At 73.0% G+C, this 12,590-nt stretch carries 11 protein-coding genes; 2 read left to right on the top strand and 9 right to left on the bottom strand.

From position 1 onward, the window contains the following. Window positions 1-92: 92 nt before the first annotated feature. Complete coding sequence (locus tag QWY29_RS04855) at window positions 93-713, top strand: sigma factor-like helix-turn-helix DNA-binding protein (RefSeq protein WP_300959530.1); 621 nt, start codon at window positions 93-95, stop codon at window positions 711-713. Further along, the gene (locus QWY29_RS04850) at window positions 710-1,246 is read left to right on the top strand and encodes a hypothetical protein (RefSeq protein ID WP_300959529.1); all 537 of its coding nucleotides are present in this window, start codon (window positions 710-712) and stop codon (window positions 1,244-1,246) included. The genes QWY29_RS04855 and QWY29_RS04850 overlap by 4 nt, the downstream gene beginning before the upstream one ends. A gap of 42 nt (window positions 1,247-1,288) precedes the next feature. On the opposite strand, the gene QWY29_RS04845 is transcribed toward QWY29_RS04850, so the two are convergent. The 9 genes from QWY29_RS04845 to infB form a co-directional block, all read right to left on the bottom strand. Beyond that, on the bottom strand, window positions 1,289-2,581 hold the full coding sequence (locus tag QWY29_RS04845) for a M16 family metallopeptidase (protein ID WP_300959528.1): 1,293 nt from the start codon (window positions 2,579-2,581) through the stop codon (window positions 1,289-1,291). Window positions 2,582-2,664: 83 nt separating this feature from the next. Beyond that, the gene (locus tag QWY29_RS04840; protein ID WP_300959527.1) at window positions 2,665-4,893 is read right to left on the bottom strand and encodes a polyribonucleotide nucleotidyltransferase; all 2,229 of its coding nucleotides are present in this window, start codon (window positions 4,891-4,893) and stop codon (window positions 2,665-2,667) included. Window positions 4,894-5,155: 262 nt separating this feature from the next. Beyond that, a complete protein-coding gene (gene rpsO, locus QWY29_RS04835; protein ID WP_300959526.1) occupies window positions 5,156-5,431 on the bottom strand; it encodes a 30S ribosomal protein S15 in 276 nt (91 codons plus the stop codon). A gap of 232 nt (window positions 5,432-5,663) precedes the next feature. Continuing rightward, window positions 5,664-5,909, bottom strand: coding sequence for a DUF6458 family protein (locus tag QWY29_RS04830; protein ID WP_300959525.1), 246 nt, complete (start codon window positions 5,907-5,909; stop codon window positions 5,664-5,666). A gap of 111 nt (window positions 5,910-6,020) precedes the next feature. After that, complete coding sequence (locus QWY29_RS04825; protein WP_300959524.1) at window positions 6,021-7,046, bottom strand: hypothetical protein; 1,026 nt, start codon at window positions 7,044-7,046, stop codon at window positions 6,021-6,023. Window positions 7,047-7,071: 25 nt separating this feature from the next. Beyond that, the gene (locus QWY29_RS04820) at window positions 7,072-8,022 is read right to left on the bottom strand and encodes a bifunctional riboflavin kinase/FAD synthetase (RefSeq protein WP_300959523.1); all 951 of its coding nucleotides are present in this window, start codon (window positions 8,020-8,022) and stop codon (window positions 7,072-7,074) included. A gap of 53 nt (window positions 8,023-8,075) precedes the next feature. After that, window positions 8,076-8,972 carry a tRNA pseudouridine(55) synthase TruB gene (truB, locus tag QWY29_RS04815; protein ID WP_300959522.1) on the bottom strand — a complete coding sequence of 299 codons (897 nt, stop codon included), beginning with the start codon at window positions 8,970-8,972 and terminating at the stop codon, window positions 8,076-8,078. Beyond that, entirely contained in the window at window positions 8,969-9,499 is a 531-nt protein-coding gene (gene rbfA / locus QWY29_RS04810) for a 30S ribosome-binding factor RbfA (RefSeq protein WP_300959521.1), read from the bottom strand. The genes truB and rbfA overlap by 4 nt, the downstream gene beginning before the upstream one ends. A gap of 96 nt (window positions 9,500-9,595) precedes the next feature. After that, on the bottom strand, window positions 9,596-12,520 hold the full coding sequence (gene infB, locus QWY29_RS04805) for a translation initiation factor IF-2 (protein WP_300959520.1): 2,925 nt from the start codon (window positions 12,518-12,520) through the stop codon (window positions 9,596-9,598). Between the last annotated feature and the right edge of the window lie 70 nt (window positions 12,521-12,590).

Genomic DNA, 12,590 nt, shown 5'->3' with positions numbered 1-12,590 from the left:
GAAGGCTGTGACCTGATGACCGGTCGACATTAGGCAATTCCCTAATGTAGCCTGGTGGGACTGGGACGCCCCCGGGTGGTGAGGAGGTCGACGTGGCACGCACCGTCGCCGTCCTGACCATCGACCAGCGCAGCAGCCGCAGCGGCTCCGACCGCGTCCCCGACCTGCTCGCCGAGATCACCGAGGTCACGGCCGCCCCCGAGGCGCAGCTGCTGCGTCCCTTCGAGCGCACCGCCGGCGACGAGCTGCAGGGCGTCATCGACCGGCCCGAGGCCCTCGTCGCCGTCGCCGGGGCGCTGCTGCGCCGCGAGGGGTGGTACGTCGGCATCGGGCTCGGCCCCGTGGAGGAGCCCCTGCCCGCGAGCGCGCGGGCCGGTCGGGGGCCGGCGTACCTCTGCGCCCGTGAGGCCGTCACCGCGGCGAAGAGCAGCCCCTGGGGGCTCCGCGTCGTGGGCGAGCACCCCGACACCCGCTCGCTCGAGACCACGCTGTGGCTGTGGGCGGCGGTGCTCGCCCGGCGTACCGACCGGGGCTGGGAGGTGGCCGACCTCGTGGCGGAGGGGCTGACCTACGAGCAGGTCGGCCGGCGCCTGGGCATCAGCCAGTCCGCGGTCAGCCAGCGCGCCCAGGCTGCCGGCATCGTGGAGTCCCGTCGGGCCCACGAGCTGGCGACCACCCTGGCCGCACGGGTGCTCGGGACGGAGGGACCGTGAGCGCGGAGAACCTCGGGCAGCTCGTCGTCGTGCTGGTCGCCTTCGGCGCCGCGACGGCGCTGCCGGCCTGGACCCGGGCCGGCGAGCGGGTCTTCGTGCCCGCCGCGGCCGGGCTGCTCGTGCTGGCGGGCCTGCTGGCCGCCGTGCCGACCTCCGTCGTCGTCGACGGCCGGCCGCTGACCGCGGTGCTCGTCGTGCTGGGCGGGGTGCTGGCGGTCGCCGGTGGCGGCCCGGTCACCGCACGCGTCTTCGCGCTCGTCGACCGGGAGGACACCGGGTCCTCGCTCGACCGCGCCGGGCGGGTGCTCCGCGGCGGCGCCTGGATCGGTGCGCTGGAGCGCGCCGCCATCTACGCCACCCTGGTCACGTCGTGGCCCGAGGGGCTGGCGGTCGTGCTGGCCCTCAAGGGGCTGGGCCGCTACCCGGAGCTGCGGGCCGAGGGCGAGGGCACCGCGGAGCGGTTCATCATCGGCACCTTCACCTCGGTGCTGTGGGCGGCCGCCTGCGCGGCCGTCGTCGTGCTCGTCCGGTAGCGGACGAGCACGACGCGCACATGGGCACGAGGGGCGGACGGCTCAGGCCGGGCCGACCACCGCGAGGACCTCGGGCCGCGCGAACACCTCGGCGGCGACCTCGCGGACGTCGTCGAGCGTCACGGCGTCGATCCGGGCGATGACCTCGTCGATCGAGAGCAGCTCGTCGTAGACCAGCTCCGCCTTGCCGAGCCGGGACATCCGCGAGGCGGAGTCCTCCAGCCCGAGCACCAGCCCGCCGCGCAGCTGGCCCTTGCCTCGGGCCAGCTCCTCGGCGTCGATCCCCTCGGCCGCCACGCGCGCCAGCTCGGCGCGCACGGTGGCCAGCACCTCGTCGTACTTGGCCGGCAGGCAGCCCACCGCGACGCCGACCAGGCCGGAGTCGGCGTGGCTGCTGGCGAAGGAGTAGACCGAGTAGGCGAGCCCCCGGCGCTCGCGCACCTCCTGGAAGAGCCGGCTCGAGGTGCCGCCGCCCAGTGCCGTGTTGAGCACGCCCAGGGCGAAGCGGCGCTCGTCGTTGCGGGCGAGCCCCTCCATGCCGAGCACGACGTTGACCTGCTCGAAGGGCCGCGTCGTCGACACGGTGCCCGGCGCGACGGGCAGCCACGGGTCGCCCGCGCGGGGCGGGACCGGCTCGTCGGTGCCGTCGAGGAAGCCGTGGCGACCGAAGGCCTCGGCCACCTGGGCGAGGAGCACCTCGTGGTCGACGGCGCCGGCCACCGCGACGACCATCCGAGAGGCGCGGTAGTGCTCGGCGTAGAACGCGCGCACCTGGTCGGCGCTCAGCGCGGTGATCGACTCGACCGTGCCGGCGATGCCGCGGCCCAGCGGCGAGTCGCTCCCCCACGCCTGCTCGGCGAAGAGGTTGTGCACGACGTCGTCGGGGTCGTCGTCGTGCATCGCGATCTCGTCGAGGATGACGTCGCGCTCGGCCTCGACGTCGACGTCCTCGAGCAGCGAGCCGGTCACCATGTCGCCGAGCACGTCGACGGCCAGCGGCAGGTCCTCGTCGAGGACCCGCGCGTGGAAGCAGGTGTACTCCTTGGCGGTGAAGGCGTTGACCTCCCCGCCCACGGCGTCGAGCTCGATGGAGATGTCGAACGCCGAGCGCTCGGCCGTGCCCTTGAAGAGCAGGTGCTCGAGGAAGTGCGAGCAGCCGTGGAGGGTCTCGGACTCGTCGCGCGAGCCGACCCCCACCCACACGCCGATCGTCGCGGAGCGGACGCCGGCCATCTGCTCGGAGATGACCCGGAGCCCGCCGGGCAGGACGGTACGCCGGACGGTCGAGGTCACCTGACCGGCGGCGTCGCGCACCGTCTGCAGGGTCTCGGTCACCGGCGTCTTGTCGTCAGAACGGGACGACCGGCCGGCAGGGGTCTGCCGGCCGGTCGTCGTGGTCCGTGGAGCCACGATGGAGGTCAGGCCTCCTCGGTCGCCTCGGCCTCGGCGCCCTCGGCGTCCGCGGTCTCCTCGACCACGGGGACGAGGGAGAGCTTGCCGCGGTCGTCGATCTCGCCGATCTCGACCTGGATCTTCTGACCCACCGAGAGGACGTCCTCGACGGCCTCGACGCGCTTGCCGCCGGCGAGCGGGCGCAGCTTGCTGATGTGCAGCAGGCCGTCCTTGCCGGGCAGCAGCGAGACGAACGCACCGAAGTTCGTCGTCTTCACGACGGTGCCGAGGTAGCGCTCGCCGACCTCGGGCATCGTCGGGTTGGCGATGCCGTTGATCGCGGAGCGGGCGGCGTCGGCGGCCTCGCCGTTGGTGGCACCGATGTAGATGGTGCCGTCGTCCTCGATGGAGATCGAGGCGCCGGTGTCGTCCTGGATCTGGTTGATCACCTTGCCCTTCGGGCCGATGACCTCGCCGATCTTGTCCACGGGGATCTTGATCGTGATGATCCGCGGCGCGGTGGACGACATCTCCTCGGGGGCGTCGATGGCCTCGGCCATGACGTCGAGGATGGTGTGGCGGGCGTCGCGGGCCTGCTTCAGCGCCGCACCCAGCACGTCGGCAGGGATGCCGTCGAGCTTGGTGTCGAGCTGCAGCGCGGTGACGAAGTCACGCGTGCCGGCGACCTTGAAGTCCATGTCGCCGAAGGCGTCCTCGGCGCCGAGGATGTCGGTCAGCGCGACGTACTCGGTCTTGCCGTCGATCTCGCCGGAGACCAGGCCCATCGCGATGCCGGCGACCGGCGCCTTGAGCGGCACACCGGCCTGCAGCAGCGACAGCGTCGAGGCGCAGACCGAGCCCATCGAGGTCGAGCCGTTGGAGCCCATGGCCTCGGAGAGCTGGCGGATCGCGTAGGGGAACTCCTCGCGGTCCGGCAGCACCGGCAGCAGCGCGCGGCGCGCGAGCGCACCGTGGCCGACCTCGCGGCGCTTCGGCGAGCCGACGCGGCCGGTCTCGCCGGTGGAGAACGGCGGGAAGACGTACTTGTGCATGTAGCGGCGCGACTTCTCCGGGGAGAGGGTGTCGAGCTGCTGCTCCATCTTGAGCATGTCGAGGGTGGTGACGCCCAGGATCTGGGTCTCGCCACGCTCGAACAGCGCGGAGCCGTGGACGCGCGGGATCACGCCGACCTCGGCGTGCAGCGGCCGGATGTCGGCCAGGCCGCGGCCGTCGATGCGGATCTTGTCGCGCAGGATGCTCTCGCGGACGAGCTGCTTGTTCAGCGCGCGGAAGGCGGCGCCGATCTCCTTCTCGCGACCCTCGAACTGCGCGCCGACCTTCTCGAGGACCGAGTCCTTGAGCTCGTCGGTGCGGTCGTTGCGCTCGGTCTTGTCGGCGATCTTCATCGCGGCGGCGAGGTCGGCCTTGGCGGCGGACTCGACGGCGGCGAAGACGTCGTCCTCGAAGTCGAGGAAGACCGGAAAGTCCTGGACCGGCTTCGCGGCGGCGGCGGCCAGCTCGGCCTGCGCCTCGCACAGCTGCTTGATGAAGGGCTTCGCGGCGTCGAGGCCGCTGGCCACGACCTCCTCGGTGGGCGCCTGGGCACCGTTCTGGACCTTCGCGAAGGTCGTCTCGGTGGCCTCGGCCTCGACCATCATGATCGCGACGTCGCCGGTGTCGGTGACGCGACCCGCGACGACCATGTCGAAGACGGCGTCCTCGAGCTGGCTGTGCGTCGGGAAGGCGACCCACTGGCCGTCGATGAGGGCCACGCGCACGCCGCCGACCGGGCCGGAGAACGGCAGGCCGGAGAGCTGGGTGGAGATCGAGGCCGCGTTGATGGCGAGCACGTCGTACGGCGCGTCGGGGTTCAGCGCGAGGACGGTGATGACGACCTGGACCTCGTTGCGCAGACCCTTCTTGAAGGTCGGGCGCAGCGGGCGGTCGATGAGGCGGCAGGTGAGGATCGCGTCCTCGCCCGGGCGACCCTCGGACCGGAAGAACGAGCCGGGGATCTTGCCCGCGGCGTACATCCGCTCCTCGACGTCGATCGTCAGGGGGAAGAAGTCGAAGTGGTCCTTGGGCTGCTTGCCGGCGGTGGTCGCCGAGAGCAGCATCGTGTCGTCGTCGAGGTACGCCGTGACGGAGCCGGCGGCCTGACGGGCCAGCAGGCCCGTCTCGAACTTGACGGTGCGGGTGCCGAACTTGCCGTTGTCCAGAACGGTCTCGACGGCGGAGATGACGGGGTCGGTCAAGAGGTGTGTCCCTTGTCTGTCGCGGAGCGATCCGCAGCGTCCCGCTTCAGAAGGCCGATCTTCGATCGAGGCCCGCAGGAGCGCCCCGTGCGGGGCGTCCTTCCTGAGGGCCACTACCGAGGACCGGGCCAGAACGGCGGGTCGCTCCTGGTGGAGGTGTTCAGTTGGAGAATCTAGCGCAGGACGGCCGCGTGGCCGCGCTGCCCGGGGCGGACCCCGGAAAAGCACAGAGGGCCCACCGGAGTGGACCCTCTGCGGGAGATCAGCGGCGCAGGCCGAGACGCTCGACGATCGACCGGTAGCGGGCGATCTCGGTCTTCTGCAGGTAGTTCAGCAGCCGGCGGCGCTGGCCCACGAGCAGGAGCAGACCACGACGGCTGTGGTGGTCGTGCTTGTGCTGCTTGAGGTGCTCGGTCAGGTGCGAGATCCGGTGGCTGAGCAGCGCGATCTGCACCTCGGGCGAGCCGGTGTCGCCCTCGGTCGTGGCGTACTCGGCGATGATCCGCTTCTTGGTCTCCGCGTCGGTACCGATCGACATGCGGGCTCCTTCCGGCCACGAGGGCCTGGTTGCTGCGCGGCGCGCCGGGGCCTGTTCACCCGGGCACTCTGGTTCCGCGGCCGTTCTGACGGCGGTCGCCCTCCTTCGGGCAACCGGAGCAGACTACCGCGGGGCGCGGACGGCCCCCAAAACCAGGACCACCCGGTCGGCGGGGGCCGACCGGGTGGTCCGTAGCTCGTGCTGGGTGCTGGTGGGTGGTGCCGGGTCCCGCTCAGACCGCCGGCGGCTCCTGGCGCTGCACGGTCTGCGAGCCGTCGGCGTGCGTGGTCGTGGAGACCGCGCCGCCGCGGGCGCGCCGACTGTTGAGCGTGACGGCGGTCAGGACGAGCACGAGGATCCCGCCGATCGTCATGATCCAGCCGACCATCGTGAGGTCGACGCCGCTGATGGCGTCCTCGACGGCGAGCGCGAGGATGAGTCCGACGACGAGGAGGAAGACTCCGAGTCCGTAGCCCATGGCTGTCCTTTCTCAGGTGACGTCGCAGGGGTGACGTCAGGTCGAGGGACCCGGTGCCCGTCCGCGCAGGTGGGGAAACCGGAGCCGGTCCCCTGGTCCAGCCGTGCCCGGTCAGGCCCGGCGCTCGCGCAGGGCGAGGTAGACCGCGCGGACGCCGACGGCCCGCTCCATCTCGCGCAGCACGCTGCCGAAGAACTGCTCGCGGTAGGTCTCGTCGGTGACCGTGGAGACGGTCAGGTAGAGGTTGGAGAAGGCGGCGAGGAACAGCGAGACCTGGAAGAGCGGCACCGAGACCTGGTCGAGGTAGGGCAGGTTGCGGATCGCGCCCTCGGGCAGGCCGGTCCAGGCGTACTGCACCTCGATGTCCATCACCAGGCCGCCGAAGACCAGGAAGAAGACCAGCACCGTCGCGGCGAGCAGCAGCACCTGCACGGCCTGGATGACGACGAGGACGAGCACGAGGTTCCACCGCTCGAAGCCCGCGACCGTGGCGTGCGCCGCCGGGTCGGCGGTGGGGTCGTCGACCAGCGCGCGGCACTCCTGCTCCAACGGCGTGCCGGCGCAGGCGCGCAGCAGGAAGTCGTCGTCGACGTCGTCGTCGGTGCGGTCGACCTCCTCGGGCAGCCGGACCAGCAGGAAGGCGACCGCGAGCAGGCTGAAGAGCAGCACGACGAGCCAGAGGGTGCCGGTCGACAGGCTCGCCGCGAGCTGCCAGGCCTCGGCGTTGACGAAGAGGAACATCACGAAGAGCAGCAGCAGCGGCAGCGCCCGGCTCATCATCGGCAGCAGCGTGCGCAGGCTGCCCAGCCCGCGGCGCAGCGCCCACACCACGATCGGGCGGGTCCGCAGCGAGGTCAGGGCGTACGCCGTCGCGCCGAGCACGCCGACCGTCAGCAGCAGCGCGGGGGCCGCCGTCACCTGGTCCGACAGCCAGGCGACCGCGACTCCCCCGGCCAGCGCGACCAGCACGGTCAGCACCGCCAGCGGCAGGAACCGCCGGGGGCGCAGCGCCTCGCGGGCCCGCCGGCGCTCGTCGGGGACGAAGTAGGCCAGCCCGTGGTGGAGGAACCACGACTCGGTCGCGCGCAGCGGGTCCGCCGCGGCGGCCCGGCCGTCGCGGGTGGGGCCCACGCTCATCGGAGCAGGCTCGGGGGACGCGGGCTCACGGGACCAGCAGCTCGCGGGCGCGTCGCACGTCGTCCTCCATCTGGGCGACGAGCGCCTCGACGGACTCGAACGCGGTCATCCCGCGCAGCCGGTCGACGAAGGACACCTCGACCTCGACGCCGTAGAGGTCGAGGTCGGTGCGGTCGAGCACGTAGCTCTCGACGCGACGCTCGCGCACCCCGTCGAAGGTCGGGTTGGTCCCGACCGAGATCGCGGCCGGGTAGGTCTCCCCGGTGTCGAGCCGCCGCAACCACCCGGCGTACACGCCGTCGGCGGGGGCGGCGAGCAGGCCGGTGGTCGGCACGTTGGCCGTCGGGTAGCCCAGCTCGCGGCCGCGCTGGTCGCCGCGGACGACTTCGCCACGCACGGCGTAGGGCCGGCCCAGCGCCTCGGCGGCGCCGGCGACGTCGCCGGCGGCCAGGCAGGTGCGGACGTAGGTGGAGGACCAGACCATCGGGCCACCGTCGAGCGGGATCCCCTCGGCGGTGAAGTCGTGGGCCCGGCCGGCCTCGGCCAGGGTGGCGACGTCGCCGGCGGCGCGGCTGCCGAAGCGGAAGTTCGCGCCGACGACCACCGCGCGGGCGTGCAGCGCGTCGACGACGACCCGCTGCACGAACTCCTCCGGGCTCCAGGCCGCCACCGAGCGGTCGAAGGGCACGGCCAGGACGCCGTCGGCGCCGGCCTCGCCGAGCAGGTCGGCGCGCATGTCGACGGTGGTCAGCGTCGTCGGGGCGTGCTCGGGGCGCAGCACCGCCATCGGGTGCGGGTCGAAGGTCACCGCCACGACGGGCAGCGCACCCTCGGTGCCGCCGAGCTCGCCGGCGATCTCGTGCGCCCGGGCGAGCACCCGACGGTGGCCGAGGTGGACGCCGTCGAAGTTCCCGATCACCACCACGGTGCGACCGAGGTCGCCGGGGACCTCATCGAGCGAGCGCCAGATCTGCACGGAGGAACCCTAGACGGTGGTCCCCCGCCGGTCGTCGCAGGCGGGGGCGTCGGTCAGACGAAGACCGCGACGGGGCGGGCGACGGGGCCGCGCGGCTCGTAGAGCGCGAGGAACTCCCCCGACGGCGCGAAGACCGCGGTGGTGCCGGCGAGCTCGAGGTCGAGGCTGCGCCCGACCCGCACGTCGGCGGCGGCCTGCTCGTCGAGGTCCCGGGCGGGGAACGCCGCGCGGGCGGCCTCGGCGATGGGGAGCACTACCCCGCCCGCGACGACGTCGTCCGCGAGCTGGTCGAGCGTGCGCGCGACGTCGAGGCCGTAGGGGCCGACGGCAGTACGCCGCAGCGCGGTCAGGTGCCCGCCGACGCCGAGCCGGGCGCCGGCGTCGCGGGCGATCGCCCGGACGTAGGTGCCGCTGGTGCAGCGCAGGCTCACGTCGACGTCGACGGTGTCGCCCTCGTGCCGCACCTCGTGCACGACCAGCTCGTGGACGGTGACCGCACGCGGCTGGAGCTCCACCTGCTCGCCGTCGCGGACGCGCTGGTAGGCGCGCTTGCCGTCGACCTTGATCGCCGAGACGGCGGTCGGCACCTGCTGGAGGTCGCCGACGAACTCGCCGAGCACCGCGCGCACGGTCGCCTCGTCGAGCCCCACGGCCGAGGTGGTCGCGGTGACCTCGCCCTCGGCGTCGTCGGTGGTCGTCGCGACCCCGAGCCGGATCGTGGCGTCGTAGCCCTTGTCGGTGAGCATCAGGTGGCCCAGCAGCCGGGTCGCCCGGTCGACGCCCAGCACGAGCACGCCCGTCGCCATCGGGTCGAGCGTGCCGGCGTGGCCGACCTTGCGCGTCCCGACCAGGCGCCGCACCCGCGCCACGACGTCGTGGGACGTCATGCCACCGGCCTTGTCGACGACGACCAGCCCCGGCCGCACCGCGGCGCGGGCGGGTGCGGTCACACCTCGTCCGGGTCGGTGGGGTCGAGCGGCTCTGCCGGCGCGGCCGGGTCGGCGGCCGCGGCGGCCTCCTCGGCCGCCTCCTCCTCGGCGTCGCGGGGCTTCTTGTAGGGATCCGGTTCGCCGGCGTACGCCTCGATCCGGCGGGCCGCGACCTCCTCGTCGAGCGCCTTGGCACGGGCCAGGACCTCGTCGAGGTGCCGGGCCGACTCCGGCAGCGCGTCGGCGACGAAGGTCAGCGTCGGCACGTGGCGCATGCCGAGCTGCTTGCCGACCTCGGAGCGGATGAGCCCCTTGGCCGACTCCAGCGCCGCGGCGGTGCCGGCCAGCGCGGTCTCGTCGTCCTGCGCGCCCTCGCCGGTGCCGGCGAGCACGGTGTAGAAGATCGTGGCCTGCTGGGTGTCACCGGAGACGCGGACGTCGGTGACGGTGACGAACCCGAGCCGCGGGTCCTTGATCCGCCGCTCGAGCATCTCGGCCACGAGGACCTGGATCCGGTCGGCGATCTTGCGCACCCGGGGACTGCTCATGCTTCCTACCTTTACACGCTGGGCCGGCCGCGACGTCCACGGCCGGAGACGACGCTGCCGGGCCACCCATGGCGGCCCGGCAGCGTCTGGAGGCCATCAGGCCCGGGGGATCTCCCGCATCTCGAACGCCTCGACGACGTCGCCTTCCTTGATGTCCTGGAAGTTGCGCAGGACCAGACCGCACTCGAAGCCCTCGCGGACCTCGGACGCGTCGTCCCTCTCGCGCTTGAGCGACGCGAGGTCGAGGTTGTCGGCCACCACGGAGCCGTCACGGATGACGCGCACCTTGGCGTTGCGGCGGATGGTGCCGGAGGTGACCATGCAGCCCGCGATGTTGCCGATCTTGGACGAGCGGAAGATCGCACGGATCTCCGCCTGGCCCAGGGTCGACTCCTCGTACTCGGGCTTGAGCATGCCCTTGAGCGCCGCCTCGATCTCCTCGATCGCCTGGTAGATGACCGAGTAGTAGCGGATCTCGACACCTTCCTTGTCCGCCATCTCGGTCGCCTTGCCCTGCGGGCGGACGTTGAAGCCGATGATGATGGCGTCGGAGGCGGCGGCCAGGTCGACGTTGGTCTCGGTGATCGCACCGACACCGCGGTCGATGACGCGCAGGGTGACCTCGTCGCCGACGTCGATCTGGGACAGCGAGTCCTCGAGGGCCTCGACCGAACCGGACACGTCGCCCTTGAGGATCAGGTTGAGCTCCTGGCTCTTGCCCTTCTCCATCGAGGCCATGAAGTCCTCGAGCGTGCGGCGGACGCGGCGCTTGGCCTGCATGGCCGCCCGCTCGCGGGCCTCGCGCTTCTCGGCGATCTGGCGAGCCATCCGGTCGTCCTCGACGACCAGGAAGTTCTGGCCCGCACCCGGCACGGCGGAGAGACCCAGGACCATCGCCGGACGCGCCGGGGTGGCCTCGGTGAGCTCGTTGCCGTGCTCGTCGAGCATCGCGCGGACACGGCCGTGGGCCGGACCGGCGACGATCGAGTCGCCCACGCGCAGCGTGCCGCGCTGGACCAGGACGGTGGCGACCGGACCGCGACCGCGGTCCAGGTGCGCCTCGACCACGAGGCCCTGGGCGTCCTGGTTCGGGTTCGCCCGCAGGTCCAGCGAGGCGTCCGCGGTCAGGACGACCGCCTCGAGGAGGCTCTCGAGGTTGAGGCCCGACTTCGCCGACACGTCGACGAACATCGCGTCGCCGCCGTACTCCTCGGGGACCAGGCCGTACTCGGTCAGCTGGCCACGGACCTTCGTCGGGTCCGCCTCCGGCTTGTCGACCTTGTTGACCGCGACCACGATCGGGACGCCGGCGGCCTTGGCGTGGTTGAGCGCCTCGACCGTCTGCGGCATGACGCCGTCGTCGGCCGCGACCACGAGGATCGCGATGTCGGTGGCCTGGGCACCACGGGCACGCATGGCGGTGAACGCCTCGTGACCCGGGGTGTCGATGAGGGTGATCCGGCGCTGCTCGCCGTCGACCTCGGCACCGACCTGGTAGGCACCGATGTGCTGGGTGATGCCACCGGCCTCCTTGTCGACGACGTTGGCGTTGCGCAGCGCGTCGAGGAGCTTGGTCTTGCCGTGGTCGACGTGACCCATGACCGTGACGACCGGGGGTCGCACGACCAGGTCGGCCTCGTCGCCCTCGTCCTCACCGAACTCGAGGTCGAAGGACTCGAGCAGCTCGCGGTCCTCGTCCTCGGGCGAGACGACCTGCACGATGTAGTTGAGCTCCTCGCCGAGCAGCTCGAGCGTCGCGTCGTTGACCGACTCGGTCGCGGTGACCATCTCGCCGAGGCTGAACAGCATCTGCACCAGCTGTGCGGCGTCGACACCGATCTTCTCGGCGAAGTCGGTCAGCGAGGCGCCGCGGGCCAGGCGCACGGTCTCGCCGTCGCCCTTCCGGACGCGCACGCCGCCGATCGTCGGGGCCTGCATGGCCTCGAACTCCTGACGACGCGCCCGCTTCGACTTGCGACCGCGACGCGACGGACCACCGGGGCGACCGAACGCACCCTGGGTCTGACCGCGCTGGCCGGGACGGTTGCCGCCGCCGGGACGGCCGCCACCGAAGCCGCCGGGGCGACCCGGAGCACCGGCACCAGCGCCGGGGCCACCGCGACCGGGCGCACCCGGACGACCGGGACCGCCGGGGCGACCGGGACCACCGGGACGACCCGGACCACCGGGACGACCGCCGGGGCCGGCACCGAACGCGGCCGGGGACTTCGGCATCATCGCCGGGTTCGGACGGGGCATGCCCGGACGACCCGGGGCGCCACCGTCGCGCGCGGCCGGGGGCCGCGGCGGACGCTGGTCACCGGCACCGGCGCCGGCACCACCGGCCGGAGCGCCGCCAGCAGGCGGGCCGGACGGGGCGGGACGACGGCCCATGCCCTGGTTGGAGCTGAACGGGTTGTTGCCCGGGCGCGGGGCGCCGGGGCGACCGACCGGACGCGGGGCCGGGCTCGGCGCCTTGGGGGCCGCCGGAGCGTCGGACGCGGAGGCGGCCGGAGCCGCAGGAGCGGCCGGACCACCCGGGGCGGGCTTGCCGTGCGGGCGCACCTTGGTCGGCTCGGGAGCCTTCTCGGGCTCCGGGGCCGGCTTGGCCGCGGGACCGGGACGGGGACCCGGACGCGGGCCACCGGGGGTGGCCTTGGCGGGCGAGGTCGGCTCGGCCGTCGGCTGGCCCGGCTCGGAGCTGGGCTGCGCGACCGGCTCGGCGGACGGGGCCGCCTCGGCCGGGGTCGAGGGGGCGGGGGCCGCCGGGGCGGCCTCGGGGGCGCGGGGCGCCCGGGGGGCCGCAGGAGCGGCCTTCTCAGCGGGTGCCTCGGCGGGGGCGGAGCCGCCAGCAGCCTTCAGCTGCTCGCCGAACTCCTTCTTGAAGCGCATCTCGACGGGGGGCTCCACCGTGGAGCTCGCCGACTTGACGAACTCCCCCATCTCCTTGAGCTTCTCGAGAACGAACTTGCTCTCGACGCCGTACTGCTTGGCGAGCTCGTGAACTCGGGTCTTGGCCACGTTTCTCCTTCTGGCCCCAGACCCGCGCTCGGCGTCCTAGGACCGTTGGTGGTTGTGCAAACTCATTGCG

This window comes from Nocardioides abyssi, from assembly GCF_030412915.1.
Taxonomy (GTDB): Bacteria; Actinomycetota; Actinomycetes; order Propionibacteriales; family Nocardioidaceae; genus Nocardioides; species Nocardioides abyssi.
Note: the sequence above shows the minus strand (reverse complement) of the source record. Positions and strands in the feature narration are given on the sequence as shown.

Coding starts and splice junctions, on each gene's coding strand:
- QWY29_RS04825 (WP_300959524.1), bottom strand. CDS start 7,046: ATGAGCGTGGGCCCCACCCGCGACGGCCGGGCCGCCGCGGCGGACCCG.
- rpsO (WP_300959526.1), bottom strand. CDS start 5,431: ATGTCGATCGGTACCGACGCGGAGACCAAGAAGCGGATCATCGCCGAG.
- rbfA (WP_300959521.1), bottom strand. CDS start 9,499: ATGAGCAGTCCCCGGGTGCGCAAGATCGCCGACCGGATCCAGGTCCTC.
- QWY29_RS04830 (WP_300959525.1), bottom strand. CDS start 5,909: ATGGGCTACGGACTCGGAGTCTTCCTCCTCGTCGTCGGACTCATCCTC.